Origin of the sequence: Candidatus Enterococcus huntleyi (assembly GCF_009933175.1) — a bacterium.
GTDB classification, from domain to species: domain Bacteria; phylum Bacillota; class Bacilli; order Lactobacillales; family Enterococcaceae; genus Enterococcus_K; species Enterococcus_K huntleyi.
The window spans coordinates 353,534-374,317 of sequence record NZ_MAEJ01000001.1; the positions used below are offsets into that span (position 1 = coordinate 353,534).

Genomic DNA, 20,784 nt, shown 5'->3' on the forward strand with positions numbered 1-20,784 from the left:
AAGAATCTGGAGGGAATTGCATGTCAGTCTTAGAAATTAAAAACTTACACGTTTCAATTGAGGAAAAAGAAATCCTTAAGGGCGTAAACTTAACAATGAAAACAGGCGAAATTCATGCCATCATGGGACCAAATGGAACTGGTAAATCAACATTATCGGCAGCGATTATGGGCAATCCTAATTATGAAGTGACTGAAGGCGAGATCTTGCTGGATGGCCAAAATATTTTAGAGTTAGAAGTGGACGAACGTGCCCGCTTAGGCCTATTTTTAGCGATGCAATACCCAAGTGAAATTCCTGGAATTACCAATGCAGAGTTCATGCGTGCGGCGATTAATGCGAAGCGCGATGAAGACAACAAAATGTCTGTCATGGAATTCTTGAAAAAATTAGATAAAAAAATGGCTTTATTAAATATGCCAGAAGAAATGGCTGAACGTTATTTGAATGAAGGCTTTTCTGGTGGGGAAAAGAAACGCAATGAAATCTTACAATTGTTGATGTTGGAACCGACATTTGCGATTTTAGATGAGATTGACTCAGGGCTAGATATCGATGCGTTGAAGGTAGTTTCTAAAGGCGTGAATGAAATGCGCGGGGACAATTTTGGCTCATTAATCATTACTCATTACCAACGATTATTAAATTACATTACACCTGACGTGGTTCATATCATGATGGAAGGTCGGGTTGTTTTAACAGGCGATGCAGAATTGGCGAAACGTTTGGAAGCGGAAGGCTATGCGGGCATTAGTCAAGAGTTAGGGATCGACTATAAAGAAGAAGAAGCGTAAAGGAGGGCAAGGTCAATGGCAAAGAAAGTATGGACTGAGTATCTTGAAAAAATCAGCGCTTTTTCCGCAATGAACGGCGAGCCTGAATGGATGACGACTTTACGCCAGCAAGCTTTAGCGAAGGCAGATGAATTAGATTTGCCTAAGATTGAGCGAGTAAAATTTAATCGTTGGCCATTATTTAATGTCTCGACAGAGGAGTCAATTCCGGAATCAATCGGGGTAGTGGCTTTTGATGAAATGAAGGATAATCCAGTCTTGGTTCAACAGGGAACGGCGACTTCTTTTGAACAATTACCGCAGGAGTTGATTGAACAAGGCGTTATTTTCACTGATATCTTTACGGCTTTACAAGAGCATTCAGAGTTAGTGAAGGAATATTATATGAGTAAAGCGGTCTTGATGGATGAGGACCAGTTGACGGCGTTTCATGCGGCGTTTATGAACAGTGGTGTCTTCTTATATGTACCGAAAAATGTTGTGATTGAGCAACCGATTGAGTCAATCTTTATTCAAGACGGCACGAGTAATCAACAGTTCTTCAAGCATGTCTTGATTGTTGCGGATGAGCATAGCCAATTTAGTTACTTGGAACGCTTCCAGACAGAGGGCGCGACAGCGAAGAAAGTTTCTGGAAATATCGTGATTGAAGTGATTGCGAAAGCTGGCGCGAAGGTGAAATATTCAGCCATCGATCAGCTGGGTGAAAATATTACTTCTTATATGAATCGTCGCGGTTATATTATGCGTGATGCGTCGGTTGATTGGGCGTTGGGCGTGATGAATGATGGCGATGTCGTGGCTGACTTTGATTCTGATCTAGTTGGTGAAGGCGCGCATTCTGAAGTCAAGATTGTCGCAATTAGTGCGGGCAAACAGACGCAAGGAATTGATACACGTGTCACTAATAAAGCACCGCATACGGTAGGACATATCTTACAGCACGGGGTTATTCGTGAACGTGGCGTCCTAACATTTAATGGGATTGGTCACATTCTTAAAGGCTCAAAAGGGGCGGATGCGCAACAGGAAAGTCGTGTCTTGATGCTTTCTGATAAAGCGCGTGGCGATGCCAATCCAATCTTGTTAATTGATGAAAATGAAGTAACTGCGGGACATGCGGCCAGTGTTGGACGTGTGGATCCGGAAGAAATGTACTATTTAATGAGTCGTGGGTTACGTAAAGAGGATGCGGAACGTTTGGTTATCCGTGGCTTCTTAGGTTCAGTGATTACAGCGATTCCCGTCAAAGCGGTGCAAGCAGAATTTATTGAAGTGATTGAAGGGAAGTTGAACGCCTGATGAATGCAGAAAAACTTCGTCAGGATTTCCCGATTCTCTTTCAGGAGGTCAATGATGAGCCACTGATTTATTTGGACAATGCGGCGACGACGCAAAAGCCCAAGCAAGTCTTGGCGACGCTGAATCACTATTATGAAATGAACAATGCCAATGTTCACCGAGGTGTGCATACCTTGGCTGAGCGCGCGACGAAAGATTACGAAGCGGCGCGGGAAAAGGTTCGTGACTTTATCCATGCCAAAGAAACGGCGGAGGTGCTCTTCACGAGAGGCACGACGACGAGTCTAAATTGGGTGGCGAAGAGCTTTGGTGATGCCTTTGTGAAAGCCGGCGATGAGATTGTGATTTCCCACATGGAGCATCATTCAAACATCATTCCTTGGCAACAATTGGCGCAACAAAAGGGCGCAGTCTTAAAATATATTCGCGTGACTGAAGACGGATTTTTGGATATGGAGGATGCTAAGAAGCAGATTACCGATCAAACGGCGATTGTTTCAATTGCGCATGTCTCAAATGTCTTGGGTGTTATTAATCCGATCGAGGAATTGGCAGCATTGGCTCATAGTCACCAAGCAATTATGGTGGTGGATGGTGCGCAAGCTGTCCCTCATATGCCGGTGGATGTGCAAGCGTTGGATGCGGATTTTTATGCCTTTAGCGGACATAAAATGTGTGGTCCGACTGGGATTGGCGTACTCTATGGCAAACGAGAATGGCTTGAGCAGATGGAACCGGTGGAATTCGGCGGCGAAATGATTGATTTCGTGCATCTGCAAGAGAGCACGTGGAAAGAATTGCCGTGGAAATTTGAAGCGGGCACCCCGAATATTGCCGGCGCGATTGCCTTGGGTAGTGCGATTGATTACCTGAACGAGATTGGGCTAGAAAATATTCATCAACATGAAGCCGAATTAGTGGCTTATGTGTTACCAAAATTACAAGCAATCGACGGCTTGACGGTCTACGGTCCTCAAGCTGCAGAATCACATACGGGCGTAATCGCCTTTAATTTGGATGGATTACATCCGCATGATGTGGCGACAGCCTTGGATATGGAAGGCGTCGCGGTCCGAGCGGGTCACCATTGCGCGCAGCCTTTACTGAATTATCTGAAGGTTTCGTCGACGGCCCGAGCAAGTTTTTATCTATACAATACGATCGCAGATGCCGACCGTTTAGTCGAAGCTATCTTAGCTACAAAGGAGTTTTTCAAACATGGCGCTATCTAAATTAGATAATTTATATCGGCAAGTTATTTTGGATCATTCGAGCCATCCCCATCATCATGGGACGTTGGCCGAATCGACACAGACGATTGAGATGAATAATCCGACCTGTGGCGATGTGATTCAATTAGAGCTTTCATTAGAAGATGACGTGATCAAAGCGATCGCATTTGATGGCAGTGGCTGCTCGATTAGTACGGCGAGTGCCTCGATGATGACCGATGCTGTGATGGGTAAAACCGTGGCAGAAGCGGAAGACTTGATTCATAATTTTTCTGAATTAGTCCAAGGCAAGGAAGTCAAGGATGAGGACAGTTTAGGCGATGCGGCGATGCTGAGTGGCGTAGCCAAATTTCCGGCGCGAATTAAGTGTGCAACCTTGGCTTGGAAAGCCTTAGAACAAGCGATAACCGATGAATCTGGCAAGTCAGTTGCCCATCAATATCATAAAGAATAGGAGCGTGAGAACGTGGGAGTACCTGAGTTAGAAGAATATAAATTTGGCTTTCATGATGATGTGAAGCCGGTCTTTAGTACAGGAAAAGGATTAACTGAAGAAGTCGTTCGTGAAATCTCACGTGTCAAAGAAGAACCAGAATGGATGTTAGATTTCCGTTTGAAATCATTAGAAACATTCAATAAAATGCCGATGCAATCATGGGGACCAGACTTATCTGACATCGATTTTGATGCGATTAAATACTATCAAAAAGCCAGCGACCGTGCCGAACGTGACTGGGATGATGTGCCAGATAAAATTAAAGAAACCTTTGAACGAATCGGGATTCCAGAAGCGGAACGTGCGTATCTAGCCGGCGCCTCTGCCCAATATGAATCAGAAGTGGTCTACCACAATATGAAGGAAGAATTTCAAAAATTAGGCATCGTCTTTACCGATACCGACTCAGCGTTGAAAGAATACCCTGAGCTATTTAAGGAATACTTCTCAAAATTAGTGCCACCAACCGATAACAAATTGGCTGCTTTGAACTCAGCTGTTTGGTCAGGTGGAACCTTTATTTATGTACCAAAAGGCGTGCAGGTTGATGTGCCATTACAAACTTACTTCCGGATCAACGCGGAAAACACGGGCCAATTTGAACGGACGCTGATTATTGTTGATGAAGGAGCCAGCATTCACTATGTGGAGGGCTGTACGGCGCCAACTTATACAAGTAATAGTCTGCATGCGGCGATTGTTGAAATTTTCACCCGCAAAGATGGCTACTGCCGTTATACGACCATTCAAAACTGGTCAGACAATGTCTACAATCTAGTAACGAAACGCGCGAAAGCGTACGAAGGTGCAACTATCGAATGGATTGACGGCAACCTGGGCGCGAAAACAACCATGAAATACCCAAGTGTTTATCTTGATGGCAAAGGCGCGCGTGGCACGATGCTCTCAATCGCCTTCGCTGGTGAAAACCAAATTCAAGATACTGGGGCAAAAATGATTCATAATGCACCTAACACTTCAAGTTCAATCGTCTCAAAATCAATCGCCAAAGATGGCGGCGAAGTCAACTACCGCGGGCAAGTAACCTTCGGCAAAGACAGCGCTGGCTCGATCTCGCATATTGAATGTGACACGATTATTATGGATGATCGTTCGAAATCAGACACGATTCCATTCAACGAAATCCATAACAGCCAAGTCTCACTAGAGCACGAAGCAAAAGTCTCAAAAATCTCAGAAGAACAGCTCTACTACCTAATGAGCCGTGGCCTATCCGAAAGCGAAGCCACTGAAATGATCGTCATGGGCTTTGTCGAACCATTTACTAAGGAACTGCCGATGGAATATGCAGTTGAATTGAATCGATTGATCAGCTATGAGATGGAAGGATCAGTTGGCTAACTTTTTAATATATGCTCGAAACGTTGATATTAAAGCGTTTCGAGCTTTTTTCTTTTTTATTTTGTAGATTGGCTACGTTTTTGGCTACGCTAGGGATTATTCGCCCATAAATGTCGCTAATTTATCTCCAGTTTTCTTAACAGATTGAGGTGTAACATGGGCATAGATATTCATTGTAGTTTCCGTTTACATTTATAATGAGTTAAATATGAATTCATATGAAGTGCCCCACTTTGAATCAGCAAGAAAATCTTTAATCTTTAATATCAAAAGAATGTGTAAAATTGTATAATAGATATTAAATTAGAATGAAGATGGAGATAATATGATGAATTTATCAAATGTACAAATTGTGAATTTTAGAAATTATAGTTCTACAACCTTCAATTTTTTTGGTGGAGCGAATACCATTATTGGAGAAAATGATTCAGGTAAATCAAACGCGTTGACTGCAATTCGGATGTTATTAGATGATAGTTTCTACTATTCTACAAAAAGCTTGAAGGAAAGCGATTTCAATAAAAGCTTAGGCAATTTTAGAGGCCATTGGATTATCATTTCTGCTGAATTTGAAAATATTTCAGATGAAGAAAGTGATAAAGAAGTTATCGCAACTCTTAGAGAAGAAATTTCAAATGCTAGTTTATCTAAGGGGAATGCTTGCTTAATTATTCGCCCAAATGTAAGAAAAAGACAAGAACTTTATGATGCATCAGAAAATATATTTGAGTTCGAAGATGTTAGAAATTCTATACGCTTATCAGATTATGAGTTTATTTATCGCGGGAAAATGACTACAGACTTTACTGATCCAATCGTGTATAAAGAAGTAGTAGGAGATTTTGAAAATTTTACAGCCCCTGATCCTAAGGAAAAACAGGAAAATGATCAATATATTGGTAGTAGGGTAGATATAAAAGATATTAATGAGCATATTTCAGTAGTTTTTATTGATGCGCTACGTGACGTATTGAGAACAGTAAGCTCTACATCAAATCCTATAAAAAGAATTGTAGAGGAAATAGAAGATAAAATTTCTGATTCTGAATTCGAAGATGTTAAGAATAAGATAAAAGATTTAAATGAATCTATTACCGATATTGAGGGAATTGGAGATATTAAAAGTGATATAAATAATAAATTAGTAGATATTTTGGGGCTAGTTTATTCACCAGATTTATCTCTTTCTTCAAATATATCTGACGATCTCACATCTTTATCTCGATTTCTTAAGCTAAGACCTCAAGGTGAAGAAGATATGAATTCACTAGGGTTGGGGCATTTAAATATGATTTTTATAGCTTTAAAAATTGTAGAGTATAATAAATGTAGCTTTCGAGAGGTATTGAATATTATGCTAATCGAGGAACCAGAAGCTCATATTCACCATCATATTCAACGAACGCTTTTTCAAAATTTGGGAATCAAGGATAAATCTACTCAGGTTATTATGACAACCCATTCTCCTAACATAGCTGAAAGTTCTGAAATATCGAGAATGAATATAGTAAAATCTTTTAATGGTTTTTCAGTAGCTATGAATCCTAGTAAAAACTTAGATTCATTTGGGGAAGACTTTTTAAATACTAAAATCAGTCTTTCAAAATCAATTGAGAGGTATTTGGATGCAAAACGCAGTACTCTTCTATTTTCTAAAGGGGTAATATTGGTTGAGGGCGATGCTGAAGAAATATTGATTCCGAACCTTGTTAAAAATTCACTTGGAGTTTCTTTAGATGAAATTGGTATCGGGCTTATAAATGTTGGTAGTACAGCTTTTGAGTATATTGCATCATTATTTTCGAATGAGCGTATAAATAGAAAATGCGCGGTGATTACAGATATGGATGAACAAATGGTTCCAATGGAAATAATAATAGATGAACGACAAAAAGATGGAACTTCCGAGAAAAAACTTATAAGCAATAAACTTTATAAAAAAGGTGCAGCGAAAAAAGGTAAAGAACGAAAAGTGAAACTTGATAAATTATTCCAAAGTAATGAATGGGTTAAGGCATTTTATGCTGGCTCTACTTTTGAAATTGAGCTTGCTAAAGTAAATGATGAAATATTTAGTAATGTTCCAAGTCAAATATATGAGCAAGAAAGCACGATTACTAAATGGGAAAATAAATTGTCTTATAGCAATGATATATTTTTTGAAGAAGAGCTTGTAGCAACTAGTGATCAAGTTAAATGTAATGCTGTGTTGAGTCTTGCTGAAAATACTGGTAAAGGATGGCTAGCAACTATAGTTGCACAAATTATAGCAAAGTCTGAAGAAAAATATGTTTTACCTGAATATATAATTGATGCTATAGCTTTTGTTTCTTCCGAATCAGTAAGCGAAAAAGTAGTTAAAAAGATGATAGTTCATAATACTGCTGAAGAGATAGAGATTGAGGATTTTTTAGGCAATCATAATTATAAAAATGATTATCCTTGCTTGATTTCATTTATAAAAAAATGGAAAAAAATGGAGATGTTTAAATGAGAGATAGATTTACGGAAAGAGTTTTAGACACTCTTTCTATATGTCAAAAAGAAGTGGTGCTTGACTGTGAAAATAATCTATTTGTAACAGCTTGTCCTGGAAGTGGGAAAACACGGACTTTGACGAGAAAAATCGCTTATATGAGCAATCTTTATCCAGAATCACTGAAAAAAATTGTTGCAATAACTTATACAAATAGAGCTGCAAATGAGATTAATACAAGACTTGACAAGCTTAATTTGAATGAAAGTCATATTTGGGTAGGTACAATACATCAGTTTTGTCTAGATTTCATTATTAGAAAATTTGGATTGAACTTAAAACGAACTTCTCGAGGGATTAAGATAATTGATGAGTATGTTACAAGTAAATATCTTAAGGAAATATATGAGAATTATGGCATAGAATATAATCCGTATGAACATCCGAATTTGATGGTAAGCACTTCGGGTAAATATTATGAAGAAGATGATCGTAAAAGAAAGATAGTGATTGATTATCATAGAAAACTTAAGCAAACTAATGAAATAGATTTCGATTTGATATTGATGTTAGCTTTAAAAATACTTGAAGAAAATCCTATTTCAACACAAATAATCTCAAACAATATTAGATCAATTTTTGTAGATGAATATCAAGATACGAATGAATTTCAATATCAAATTTTAGGACAGCTTGCAAAAACAGATAAATCTATAAAATTTATGTTCGTTGGAGACTCGGATCAAGCGATATTTACCTCTTTGGGAGGTGTGGTGAAGAACAAAAAAGAGATTGAAAAAATTACAGGCTTAGAATTTTTAAGTAAAAAGTTAAACGGTTGTTATAGATCTACGCAAAGAATTGTAGACTTATACTCCCATTTCCAATCTGAAAATTATAAAATAAAAAGTCTATCTAGTTATAGTGAGGATGCTGGAGTTATAGAATATGATAAAGAGACTCATAAAGATAATCTTTCTTCTCGAATTGCAGAGATTATTCAGGATTTAATAAACGCTGGAGTTAGTGAAAATGAAATATGTGTTATTGCCCCAAATCAATTTATACTAACTCCAATCGCAAAAGACTTGAAAAAGGAATTACCTAATCTGCATTTTCAATCTCAAGATGTTTATCCAATAAAGCCAGATAATTTAAATTTATTTTACAAAATTAGTTTTTTGGTATTTACTCCCATTGGCGAAAGAATACGATTAAGAAAAACTATTGCAAATGAGATTATTCATATTCTGAAAAATGACTTTGCTGTAACCTTATCTCCAAAATTTAAGTCCTTAGATCTTTTGGACATCTTAAATTCTGCTAAATCAATAGAAAAAAATGGATTAACTTTTTTGCGACAAAAAATAATGTGCTTATTTGACTTTTTAGAAATAGAAAGGGCGCTTTACCCGGATTTATATCAAGCTTATGAAGACTTTTTTGCAAAGGCTATCGCTAGAATCAATAATAAAAGATTAGAATTAAGTACTGATATTAATGATTTTAGAAACATATATAAAGAAAAATCAGGTATAAACATTTCAACAATTCATAAAGTTAAAGGGGAGGAGTATGAAGTAGTAATCGCTTTTGGATTTCTTCAAGATATTGTCCCACACTTTAAATCAAAGAATCCCGAAAAAGAAGCACGTAAATTACTATATGTTACTATATCAAGAGCAAAAAAAAGAGTGTATTTATTTTCCGAAAGAGGAAGACAAAATAATTGGTTCCCCGAGAAAAGGCCGACAGATATTTTGAAGAATGTCGAAATTATATAAGTCGGGAAATCAGATTTTTTAGCGTAAGAGTGACTCGACTTATCATTTTTAAAAATTTATTGTCAATTAGTTTTCCACGAATTAATTTTGAATTTTAAATAGATCATGTTTTGTTATGTAAAAATCTAATGAGGTGAAATTAAATGGATAACAAAGAAGCTTCATTAAAAGAAATTATTAATATTGTTAAAGATGCGGTGAGTAAAGAAGCTTATTCTGCAGCATTTTTTTGTGCGCTATCGTTACCAGATATTTGTAGTCAAATTGAATATAAAAGGAAGCAAGGCGAGAAAAAATACTATATTAAGTGGTACGATGAGTTTATATTTAAATATGAAGTACCTAATTATGATGATGATAAATGGGACAATATGCGAAATATAGATAAATTAGATGGTGAATTTATTTATCTACTTAGATGTAAGTTGTTTCATGAAGGTGAATTATATCATAAAGAACTGGATAAACTTATAAGAAACAAGTTTCAAAAGGAATATGAAGATAAAAAGATCAATTTAGAATTTGATTTAAATGCTGAATTTGATAGTTTTGGTTATTACGATTCTTCCTGGAAGCCTGATGAAATTACAATTAGAATAAGACTTAACCAAAAAAATCTTACTAACAAGTTAATCTGGACGTCAGAGGGATTAATACGAAAGAGAAGAGGCCTTGATAATAATTAATTAAATAGTTTTCTGTATAAAGGCGTGTTTTAATGTTTGGTTTAGAAAGAGCGGTTGATTATATTACAAATTCTTGAATAATCCGTTTAAAATAGGGGAATAAGTTATCTACTTCTTCTCTTGTTAGCACGTTCATATTCAGGATTTGCTCAAACAAGAGCTTGGAAGACGACTTATCTTCACTCAGTGCTATTGGAATCAGCTATTTTTGGTGGGATAAAGAAGAAGGTTTAATTCGCTATTACTAGAGCTACGACTGACTCTGTGTGCGTACACTGCATAATAACCACGAGATAACTACTTACTATACACGGGCTGAATTACATATTAGTCTTTTGGTAACAAAGAGCGGTGTAGGTTTGATATCTGAAAAGATAATAGGACTACACTTAAGAGCGTAGGATAGTGCATATCTTGCGCTCTTTTAATATTTATTATATCTAAATTTAAAACGCTCATATAAGTTGATTTGTAAATGTAATTTGAAATTGATTGTATGTCATACGTTCAACTTGATATAATAAAAACTAAATAGCTGTCCTGAAATTATAAGAATTTTAAGGAGAAGATGATGAAGAGAAGAGCGATTATTTTATTGGCGATGAGTAGCTTCTTACTTGTAGGTTGTAGTTCAAAAGAAAAGGATACACAGGAATCTTCAACTGCTGAAAGTAAGCAAGCTGTAACTACAGAAAGCTCAGAAAAAGAAGTGGCGACATCTAGTGACAGAAGCGAAGATACATCAGCTAGTAGTGAGACGCCAAAAGTTGAGGTTGAAGAGTCTTTATGGAATCAGGAGAAGGCTAAGGCGCTCAATGAGTTTGTGGTTAATTGGGGTAAGACGATGAAACAGACGTACCGAGAATATACGCCTGACAGTAATGTTGATTTATATGGTCTTACGCTTCCGCGAACAATTCTAACGAATAAAGATGGGTGGCGAGCAGCTCTTGATGAGGTACCGACTGATCTAGTGTGGTCGTATGATGGCGAGCAGGCAGGTGTTAATCTAGTTGCTGTTTTTTCTGATGCGGATACTCAGCCTTATTTAGAGAAGCATGTCTACTTTTTTACCATTCAAGCAGGAACTCCAAAAGTATATGTGACAACGCAGAATCAAGGGAATGAGCACAACTATTTATACTTTAGAGAAACGGAAAACAATGAGCTCAAAACGGGCTTTGCTGAGATTGTAACAGGGGCGAAGAATTTTGCTGAGGTTAAAAAGACTTCAGAAAACCAAACGCAGGTTTATTTGGGAACAATTGATTATAAGGATCTGGATACTAGTGACTTCATTCAAGGGAAAGCTCGATGGATGGGCTGTTCGATAGAGGATGATGGTGAAATAATTAATTTTATCCCAGCGATGTCAGCCACTGTCCAAAATTTACAACTTTTTATTTCAGGGAATGGAAACGAAGAGTATTATAATGATTTTCTTGAAGCAGCTAAGGAAGTGAGCCTGCATACAGGTGGAAAGCCGGTAAGTATTTGGAGTAGAGGCGGAGATGGCGAGATGTTGATAACGGCGAAGGATGGCCTGATTACGTATGGTGAATAGAAATCAATAGCATTTAGCGGAGGCGGAAAATGAAGAACATTGAAGCAGTAATTTTAGATAAATATCAAGATGAACAGGACTATGAGGCTTTAGAAAATGGGATTTATAAAGACTTGAAAAATAATAGGTATGTTATTACATTAAGCTTTGAGCTTGAGGCTAATGAAAACTCGCAATACCCTTTAGAAGATATTTTAGATAGATATTATTTGAATTGTACAAGTCATGTTGTTGAAGAGGACAACTGTATGGAAGTTGAGATTGAAGACGGCAACGACGATAATTTTGAAAGTCTGGATACGATTGAAGCGATTGCTTCTTTAGTAGGAAAAAGAGTCTACGCTGAAGATGATGGTGGAGAAGTGGAACTTGTTATAGAGGAGATTTGATTCCAGCAATTTCGACTCACATGAGATTATGTTTTATAGAAACGTATTTTTAAGTAGAAACAGGCGAAAAAATAGGATGAGAAAAACGTTTACAAAAAATAGATAACGTAGTATAATTTGTTCAGAAATATAAATACAAAAAAATGTATATATATTTCTGGTGTTAATATACAAAATTTTGTACAAAGGTGGGTTTTAACATGAAGAAAATTGTAGTAGGTGGACAGATCGAAAAAGCAAAGATTGAAGAGCTGTTACAAAAGTATGGAAAGGGGAACTATGAAATATCTGTAAAAACGGATATTGATGCAGCAATGGATTTGAAGAGTGGTGCAGCAGATTACTACTTTGGTGCTTGTAATACTGGTGGCGGTGGCGCACTAGCGATGGCAATTGCAATGCTTGGTGGAGATAAGACAGCGACCTTAGGAATGCCTGGGAAAACTTCTTCTGAAGAAGAAATTAAACAGAGCGTAGCGGATGGTAAAATTGCGTTTGGATTCACTTCACAAGATATGGACTATATTATTTCAACTATAATGGCAGAGCTTGAGGCGAAGGAGGAATAAATAAATGGTGGTAAATATATTAGTAATGGCGGTACTTTGTGCAGTAACAACGATTATGGCGAATACGAAAATTGCTGTGTTTAACGATGCTCTAAGACCTATTGTTTTAGAGTATCGGGAAAACAGAGTGACAAAATCAGCGTTAGGAACGACAGCATTAGCTTTTGGAATTGGTTATATTGTGGGTTTCATTCCACAATCAATCGCATCAAGTGTCATTATTATTCACGTGGTTTTATTAGGAACAGACATTATAGGAAGTTATTTACCGGACAATAAAAAATCTTCTATTTGGATTGCAGGAGTAGCAGGTGGATTATACGGTGTAGTAATGGGAGCGGGACTAGGAACTATCCAAAAAGTTTTTGAAATTCTTCCATACAATTTCTTAGATAGCTTGGGCCAAGTATCATCAGTAGTTCTAATAGCCTTTGCTGTATTTCCAGCGTTGGTTGTGGCATTACAATATGGATGGAAAAAAGGTAGTGTTACTTTTGCAGCAACTATTCTTGCACAAATTCTTACTACACAATTTGGTTCAATCAGCTTATCTAATGGGAATACCATTGTCATCAATGCTAATGCAATTGCCTTGCTTGTAGGGATGATTTTCATGATTAGTTATGCGATGAACGATAAAAAAGAAAGAACAGATTCTCAAGCACAATTGGCAAATATCTTTGCAGACCGAGTGAAGCAAATCAAGAAATATTGGTACTTATTTGCTTTATCCGGTGCATTGATAGCTTTGGCGGCATCTTTGACACTTGTGACAGAATCTGCACTCTCTGCTCCATTATACCAAGAAGGTCAATTTAATTCAGCAGCTTTGACTGAATTAGCACGAGTTGTTGGATTTATTCCATTGGTTGTGACCACGGGAATTGCGACAGGAACGTATTCACCAGCTGGAATTAAAATGGTGTTTGTTATTGGATCAGTTTGTGCTGGCATGGGACAACCGCTTTTAGCTTTTGTAGCTGGAGGAATTTGGATGACTATCGAAGTATTATTACTAACGAAATTCTCTGTACTACTCGATCGTTTCCCAGGAATGAGAGATGCTGGGGATAATATTAGAACAGCGATTACGAAGGTATTGGAAATTGCATTATTAGTTGGAGGAGTCATTGCAGCAACTGCTATTGCACCTGCTTGGGGCGGACTATTTGTTGTAGGACTGTACGTGTTAAATGAGACATTCAAAAAGAAAATGGTCAATCTTGCAATTGGTCCAATTGGGGCATTGTTAGTGGGAGTAATTTCTAATATTTTAGTATTATTGAATTTAATGACACCACCAGGTATGTAATGAATGGTAGGAGACGATAAACAATGGGTTTAAAAAACGGAATTACGTATATGCATGAGCATACGACGATTGACTTATCAAGAATAAAAAATATTGATGATACAAATTTAAACTGTTTTGAAGAGACTGTGGCAGAATTTAAAGAGCTTTATAGTAAGGGTGTTCGAAATATTGTTGATGTAACGAACTTAGATATGAAGAGAAACCCTTTATATGTTCAGCGAGTGGCAGAAGCATCTGGGATCAACATTATTCAGGCAACTGGCTTCTATACAGAAAAGTTTTTACCACCAATTGTTGCTGAGTGGCCTGTAGAAAAACTTGCAAAATTGATGATAAAAGAAATTCAAACTGGAATTGCTGATACAACAATTAAAGCAGAAATTATTGGTGAAATTGGTTCAAGTAAAGATGGCTGGACAGCCAATGAAAAGAAAGTGTTCGAAGCGTCTGTTATTGCACATAAGCAGACTGGTGTACCAATTACTACACATACAACACTAGGAACCAACGGACATGAACAAGTAGCTTTCTTTAAAGAAAATAACGTGAATTTATCCTCTGTTGTGATTGGACACGTAGATTTAAGTGGTAACCTTGATTATATCTTAAAGATGCTAGATCAAGGCGTCTATGTGGAATTTGATACAATAGGAAAAGAAAACTATCAACCAGATGCGTTACGTGTCTCTATGCTAAAAGAAATTGAAAAAAGAGGTTTGGCTGACAAAGTGTTCTTATCAATGGATATTACAAGAAAATCAAATATGAAATTTAAAGAGGGAATAGGTTATTCTTATTTATTAGATAGCTTTGTACCTATGATGAAAGAAGCAGGGATTTCAAATGAAACGATTGAAAAAATGCTTGTTCATAATCCAATGACGTTCTTTACACAAGGAGTGAAATAAGCATGGAAACATTTCCCTTATACACAATAGGTTTAGAAGAAGCGATGAAAAAACAGTTTCAATTAGTCGATTGTGTCACACAAAATTTTAAAGGCTCAGAAATCCTTACACGAGGAGATTTAGGTGTGGTTCAAGGATTAAATCAACCTGTAACGACACATAAAGTTGAAAAAGTGTTAAAAGATTTCTTCTCAGCTAAAGCAGCTATGCTTGTTCGAGGTGCAGGTACGATGGCTATTCGCTTATCGTTACATGCGGCAAGTAAAAAATATGGAAAGACAGTCTTAGTACATGATGCTCCTGTCTATCCCACAACTCAAACATCAATGGATATGTTAGGATTAAATAAAGTGGTCGCTGATTTCAATAATCTTGATTCTATTGCACAAGTAATCAATGAGCAGGACGTTAAATTAGCGATTGTTCAATTTACACGCCAAAAACCATCGGATTCTTATGATCCAGAAGCAGTGATACAAAAAATTAAAGCGATGAAAAAAGAGATTATAATAATTACAGACGATAATTATTCTGCACTAAAGGTTCCTAAGATTGGAACAGAATGTGGCGCTGACTTATCTTGCTTTTCAACTTTTAAATTGCTTGGACCAGAAGGTGTAGGATGTATTGTCGGCGATGCTGATCTGCTTAGTGACTTACGTGAAGAAAACTATTCAGGTGGGTTACAAGTCCAAGGATTTGAGGCAATTTCTGTATTACAGGGACTTATTTATGCACCTGTTGCTTTAGCTGTTTCATCACAAGTCTCTTCAGAAGTTGAGGAACGATTGAATAATGGAGAAGTACAAGGTGTAAAACAGGCATTTATCGCAAATGCGCAATCAAAAGTTATTATTGTGGAACTGGATCAACCAATCGCTGCTAGAGTCTTAGTGCGGGCAGAAGAGTTAGGTGCAGCGCCCAATCCAGTTGGTGCTGAGTCAAAATATGAATTTGTACCGATGTTCTATCGATTATCAGGAACATTTAGAGCTGCTAATCCGGAAAGTGTAAAAACAATGATTCGTATCAATCCGATGAGAGCCGGTGCAGATACAATTATCCGAATCATAAAAGAGGCAATCGAGAGGAGTTAAAGCTAATGCAAGAGGAATTTCTGAATAAAACGGGAAAAGCAATTCAACAATTAGCGTGTGATTTAATTTTACTGTCAGAGGGGAGCAGACTGCCTGTAATTTCAGATTTACAAAAGAAATATGGACTGTCTAGAGGAACTGTACAGAACGCCTTTAGTTATCTTAAAGACGAAAATATTATTCATACCCTAAGTCAAGGACGCCATGGAACGATTCTAACAACTATTGATTATGGAAGATTACAAAAAATTGTTCTTGAAGGAACGATTCGAGGAACGATGCCTTTACCGTATTCAAAGTTGTATGAAGGGTTCGCTACTGGTTTGTATGAAGTGTTTCAACGTGCAGAAATTCCTCTAAGTATGGCTTATGTAAGAGGTTCAAAAGAACGAATGGAGCTGACTAGCGAGAAAACGATGCACTTTTCAATTGTCTCAAAGCTGGCAGCGATGCAAGCCATAGATGCAGGAGAAAGTTTAGAAATCTTCAAAGAATTTGGTCCACAAAGCTATCTATCTAACCATGTAATTATCTTTTCAAATTCAAAAAGTGCACAAATTGAGGATGGTATGAGAGTAGGCATTGACCATAGTTCTTATGATCAACAAATATTAACAGAAAATGCAACGATTGGGAAAAAGGTTACATTCGTTGAAGTACCGAGCCACCAACTGATTTATTCGCTAGAGCAAGGGATGATTGATGTAGGTATTTGGAATTATGATGAAATTAAAGATAGAAAATTAGACCATTTAAACTACCAATTTCTCGAAGGTAGTAAAGAAGATAGTTTATCAAGCACCGCAGTCTGCGTGTTGAATAAAGATAATTTATTGTTAAAAAAAATCTTGATGAGTGTGATAGACGAAGAAACGATTTTGTCTATTCAAAAAAATGTTTTAGAAGGTAAAATAATCCCTCACTATTAAAGGAAGTCCAAAATGATTGAAAAAAAGTTAGATATTTTAAAAGAATCTGATGTAATTACAGAAGAAACCAAGCAATTTGTTTTATCCGTAAGCAAGTATTTAATGGAAAAACAGGTGATTGATAATGAAGCACATCTTGATATGTTCTTAACACACTTAGCGATGGCAGATGCGCGACAAAAAAGAAATGAACCAGTCACAGGAATGGATGAAATGATTCTTTCACAAATCCAAAACGACGAAAAACTGGATCAATCAAAAGAATTGTGGAAAGAACTATCGCAATACTCCACTACGGAATTTACTGTGGATGAGCTATGGTTTGTTTATATGCATATTATAAATATTTTGAGTAAAGAGAACTAAGGAGGAATTCATTTGTTTCTACCAATGATGAAACAAGAGAATCCCGCATTAATCGATGCTGGGATTCATTTACACCAATCTGGACAAATTCTTCCTGATACCTATATTTTGGATCTAGATACCATTGTATCTAATGGAACTGTTATGTTAGAGCGTGCAAAAAAAGATGGAATTGATCTGTTTTTTATGCTTAAGCAAATTGGTAGAAATCCATTAATTGCAAAAGAGTTGATGGCTATTGGCTATCGCGGAGCAGTGGTTGTTGATTTTAAAGAAGCATTACTCATGATGGAAAATCATATTCCGTTATGCAACGTAGGCCATCTGGTTCAAATTCCGGATAGTCTTTTGGAAAAGATCATGCTTTATGGCACAGAGTATATGACTGTCTATTCACTGGAAAAACTAGAAAAAATTCAAATAATTGCAAAGAAACATGGAATGAAACAAAAAGTTTTATTAAAAGTAGTAGATGATGAAGATCAGATATATGAAGGGCAGTTTGGAGGCTTTTTGCTGAAGAGACTGGCGGAAGAAAGCAAACTATTTCATCGATTTGATGCAATCGAGTTTAGTGGAATTACCTCTTTTCCATGCTTCTTATTTGATGATAGATACACAACCTTAGAACAAACCAATAATGTGAAAACTATTGAAGCAGCAAAAAAAATTCTGTGTGAAGAAGGCTTTCCTGTTTCAGAGTTGAATGTTCCCTCTGCTTCATGCAGTGCAACAATTCCGTTCATTAAACAAATTGGTGGAACACAAGCAGAACCTGGTCATGCATTAACTGGAACCACACCGTTACATGCGTATAAAAAACAGCCAGAGAAGCCAGCGTTGCTTTATGTTAGTGAAATTTCGCATAATTTTAAAGGGAAATCTTATTTTTATGGTGGAGGCTATTATCGTAGAGGCCATTTAAATTCAGTATTAGTAGGAGATGTAAGTGGGCAAGTGGAAGATCAAGTTGAGCACTTTTCTGATGAAAGTATTGATTATTATCTCTCTACACCCTCTGAGCATCCTGTTGGAGAGACAGTTATTGCCGCCTTTCGTACACAGATATTTGTTACTAGAAGTGATGTCGCTGTTGTAAAAGGAATTAGTCAAGGAAAGCCAGAGATTCTGGGAATCTTTGATAGTCGAGGAAGAAGGATTTAACAATGAGTAGATTTATTATTAATGTTCTAGATAGTTTTGGTGTAGGTGAGATGCGTGATGTTCCAGTTGTTAGACCTGCAGACATAGGGGCAAATACAGCTAAACATATTATTGAAGGGATTCCTTCAATAACAATTCCCACTTTAGAAAAACTTGGATTAATGAATCTTTTAGGATTTGAAACAGATACCTTGAACTATTCAGAACAAGCAAATTATGGTAAAGCTAATCTAACGCATCAGGGAGCAGATTCTTTTTTAGGTCATCAGGAAATTTCGGGAACAACGCCTAAAGAACCTTTGAATCAAGCGTTTAATGAAGTGATAGATGAAGTGGCGCAACATTTACAGGAAAAAGGATACCAAGTGCGTTATGTTGGAGAAGAAAATGAACCAAAGATTTTAGTAGTGAACGAGGTCGCTACTGTCGGTGATAACTTAGAGACTGATCTAGGCCAAGTATTTAATGTTTCTTCTGCACTTGATGATATTTCTTTTGAAGAAGTTACAGCACTGGGTAAATCTGTTCGTGAAGTAGTGAAGGTTTCTAGAGTAATTACTTTTGGCGGTCATGGCATTCATTTAGAAAATTTACTTCGTGCTAGAAAAGTCATTGGCAAATTCGCTGGCGTAGATGCACCAGAATCGGGTGTTTATGATGATGATTATCATGTAATTCATTTAGGTTATGGGATCGATCCTAATGTTCAAATTCCAACTATTTTGGATAAGGCAGGGATCCCGGTAGAGTTGTTTGGCAAGGCAGCCGATATTATCCAGACATCAAGCATACATCTATTTCCTGGGGTAGATACAGAAACGCTTTATGACCAGTTAATTTCCGAAGTTAAGGAAAACGAAAGTGGTTTATTCTTTATTAATATTCAGGAGACTGATTTAGCGGGGCATGCAGAGGATACAGCTCGTTATGCAAATCGATTGGAAGTCAGTGATAAAAAATTGGCAGAATTACTTCCTTATTTAAACGAAGGGGACATCTTAATCGTAATGGCAGATCATGGAAATGATCCAACTATTGGACATAGCCAGCATACACGAGAATTTGTACCATTATTGGTTTATAGTAAAGGTATTGAAGGGAAAGTCATTGGCGAAAGAGAGACAATGGCGGACGTAGCTGCAACTGCTGCGGAATTCTTTCAAGTAGAAATGCCGCAAAATGGGCAATCTTTTCTTGGTAAATTGAAGTTAAGCATCTAATTACCAATTTTATTTACTGGATAATCGTAATAGATGAGGATGCTTGTAAGTCTCTATCTATTACGATTTTTATTATGATTTTCAATTATTAAAGAATTGAAATAAGGCATCTTCAAGTATTTGAGGATGCCTTATTTATAGATATAAAAAATTAGCTTGAATGCTACTAACTTCTAAACCTAATAAATACTATTATTCAAACATTTTGAAGACTTTACGTATAAAACAATTTTACAATTAGAAACTTACTAAAGTATGTTTAATAAGAAATAGCGTTATTGAGTAGTTGATGGCATCATTTTCAAGTAGCAACGTATTTCATCAGGTTTTTGATTATGTCCAAATATAATACTTGAAGGGATTATAGACATTGTAAATTCTTTTTTCTTATTCTCATTATTATAGTCTTGATAATCAAGCAATATTTTGAATTTGAGATCTTTTATATTCCTATATTCTGATTTTTTAATATCTTTCATACAATAAAAAAATATTTCACTAACAATAGATGAACATGCAATGACACTATGTTCTCCGGGCATCAGTACCGGTAGATAAGCCATTTCATGAGATTTTGCAAATATCATATTACTACCTATCGTAAACCAATCTCCATTAAGTTCAATTTTCTCATTTGTGTCCTGAGTAAGTAATTCTTCATTTATAAAATCATATTTTAAAGTAATATTGAATATAGGAGTTTGTCCACCATTTATTATAGGGATTTTTAATAATTCTGTTTCTAATAATTCCTCTGTTAACGTGGTGTAATGGCCCTTTCCGAGAGTGATAATTGGTCGAAGTTTCTTTTCTTGTTCTTTTTTTTCGACATTTAATTGCTCTTTCATAACAAAGTATGCCCCGATAACCCCCATCAAGGAGCCTAAGATACCACCCCAAAATCCAAACCAGCCATCTTCGCTACCACCTATAAAAGGCAGCCTAGGTATCTTCATGATAATTCCAATAAATAAAGCGACCAGCATTAAACTAATAAATAAAATAAATAGTATTTTCAAATACTTTTTCCTCAAAAAATCACCTCAAGCAAAATTATACACAATAAACTACTTTATTTACAGTTGACCTTTTCCTACATGTCCATATATCTAAAATTCAATTAAGCTCAGA

At 36.5% G+C, this 20,784-nt stretch carries 19 protein-coding genes; 18 read left to right on the forward strand and 1 reads right to left on the reverse strand.

Annotated features, from left to right (window positions below; genetic code table 11):
- Positions 1-20: 20 nt before the first annotated feature.
- From sufC to BAU15_RS01555, 18 genes are all read left to right on the forward strand, one after another.
- On the forward strand, positions 21-794 hold the full coding sequence (gene sufC, locus BAU15_RS01465; protein WP_161840975.1) for a Fe-S cluster assembly ATPase SufC: 774 nt from the start codon (positions 21-23) through the stop codon (positions 792-794).
- Positions 795-809: 15 nt separating this feature from the next.
- Positions 810-2,096 carry a Fe-S cluster assembly protein SufD gene (gene sufD / locus BAU15_RS01470; protein WP_161840976.1) on the forward strand — a complete coding sequence of 429 codons (1,287 nt, stop codon included), beginning with the start codon at positions 810-812 and terminating at the stop codon, positions 2,094-2,096.
- Positions 2,096-3,328 (forward strand): cysteine desulfurase, encoded by a 1,233-nt coding sequence (locus BAU15_RS01475; protein WP_202622687.1) that lies wholly within the window; start codon positions 2,096-2,098, stop codon positions 3,326-3,328. The genes sufD and BAU15_RS01475 overlap by 1 nt, the downstream gene beginning before the upstream one ends.
- Positions 3,315-3,782 carry a Fe-S cluster assembly sulfur transfer protein SufU gene (gene sufU, locus BAU15_RS01480; protein ID WP_161840977.1) on the forward strand — a complete coding sequence of 156 codons (468 nt, stop codon included), beginning with the start codon at positions 3,315-3,317 and terminating at the stop codon, positions 3,780-3,782. The genes BAU15_RS01475 and sufU overlap by 14 nt, the downstream gene beginning before the upstream one ends.
- 12 nt (positions 3,783-3,794) lie before the next feature.
- Complete coding sequence (gene sufB / locus BAU15_RS01485; protein WP_161840978.1) at positions 3,795-5,186, forward strand: Fe-S cluster assembly protein SufB; 1,392 nt, start codon at positions 3,795-3,797, stop codon at positions 5,184-5,186.
- Positions 5,187-5,514: 328 nt separating this feature from the next.
- Positions 5,515-7,680, forward strand: a complete 2,166-nt coding sequence (locus tag BAU15_RS01495; protein WP_161840979.1) for an ATP-dependent nuclease — start codon at positions 5,515-5,517, stop codon at positions 7,678-7,680.
- Positions 7,677-9,446 (forward strand): UvrD-helicase domain-containing protein, encoded by a 1,770-nt coding sequence (locus BAU15_RS01500; protein ID WP_161840980.1) that lies wholly within the window; start codon positions 7,677-7,679, stop codon positions 9,444-9,446. The genes BAU15_RS01495 and BAU15_RS01500 overlap by 4 nt, the downstream gene beginning before the upstream one ends.
- 143 nt (positions 9,447-9,589) lie before the next feature.
- Positions 9,590-10,132: a hypothetical protein gene (locus tag BAU15_RS01505; RefSeq protein ID WP_161840981.1), complete on the forward strand. Its 543-nt coding sequence runs from the start codon at positions 9,590-9,592 to the stop codon at positions 10,130-10,132.
- 571 nt (positions 10,133-10,703) lie between these two features.
- Positions 10,704-11,696 (forward strand): DUF4767 domain-containing protein, encoded by a 993-nt coding sequence (locus BAU15_RS01510; protein ID WP_161840982.1) that lies wholly within the window; start codon positions 10,704-10,706, stop codon positions 11,694-11,696.
- A 29-nt stretch (positions 11,697-11,725) separates the two neighbouring features.
- The gene (locus tag BAU15_RS01515; RefSeq protein WP_161840983.1) at positions 11,726-12,085 is read left to right on the forward strand and encodes a hypothetical protein; all 360 of its coding nucleotides are present in this window, start codon (positions 11,726-11,728) and stop codon (positions 12,083-12,085) included.
- Positions 12,086-12,285: 200 nt separating this feature from the next.
- Entirely contained in the window at positions 12,286-12,654 is a 369-nt protein-coding gene (locus BAU15_RS01520; RefSeq protein WP_161840984.1) for a DUF2620 domain-containing protein, read from the forward strand.
- 4 nt (positions 12,655-12,658) lie between these two features.
- The gene (locus BAU15_RS01525; protein WP_161840985.1) at positions 12,659-13,966 is read left to right on the forward strand and encodes a YhfT family protein; all 1,308 of its coding nucleotides are present in this window, start codon (positions 12,659-12,661) and stop codon (positions 13,964-13,966) included.
- A 23-nt stretch (positions 13,967-13,989) separates the two neighbouring features.
- The gene (locus BAU15_RS01530) at positions 13,990-14,877 is read left to right on the forward strand and encodes a phosphotriesterase family protein (RefSeq protein WP_161840986.1); all 888 of its coding nucleotides are present in this window, start codon (positions 13,990-13,992) and stop codon (positions 14,875-14,877) included.
- Between the two features lie 2 nt (positions 14,878-14,879).
- The gene (locus tag BAU15_RS01535) at positions 14,880-15,974 is read left to right on the forward strand and encodes an aminotransferase class V-fold PLP-dependent enzyme (RefSeq protein WP_161840987.1); all 1,095 of its coding nucleotides are present in this window, start codon (positions 14,880-14,882) and stop codon (positions 15,972-15,974) included.
- A 5-nt stretch (positions 15,975-15,979) separates the two neighbouring features.
- Complete coding sequence (gene yhfZ / locus BAU15_RS01540) at positions 15,980-16,903, forward strand: GntR family transcriptional regulator YhfZ (RefSeq protein ID WP_161840988.1); 924 nt, start codon at positions 15,980-15,982, stop codon at positions 16,901-16,903.
- Positions 16,904-16,915: 12 nt separating this feature from the next.
- Positions 16,916-17,269 carry a PRD domain-containing protein gene (locus tag BAU15_RS01545; RefSeq protein ID WP_161840989.1) on the forward strand — a complete coding sequence of 118 codons (354 nt, stop codon included), beginning with the start codon at positions 16,916-16,918 and terminating at the stop codon, positions 17,267-17,269.
- A gap of 12 nt (positions 17,270-17,281) precedes the next feature.
- Positions 17,282-18,433 (forward strand): YhfX family PLP-dependent enzyme, encoded by a 1,152-nt coding sequence (locus BAU15_RS01550; protein ID WP_161840990.1) that lies wholly within the window; start codon positions 17,282-17,284, stop codon positions 18,431-18,433.
- 2 nt (positions 18,434-18,435) lie between these two features.
- Positions 18,436-19,653: a phosphopentomutase gene (locus BAU15_RS01555; RefSeq protein ID WP_161840991.1), complete on the forward strand. Its 1,218-nt coding sequence runs from the start codon at positions 18,436-18,438 to the stop codon at positions 19,651-19,653.
- A 275-nt stretch (positions 19,654-19,928) separates the two neighbouring features.
- Here BAU15_RS01555 and BAU15_RS01560 read toward each other — a convergent pair whose 3' ends face one another.
- A complete protein-coding gene (locus BAU15_RS01560; protein ID WP_161840992.1) occupies positions 19,929-20,672 on the reverse strand; it encodes a hypothetical protein in 744 nt (247 codons plus the stop codon).
- Positions 20,673-20,784: the final 112 nt, after the last annotated feature.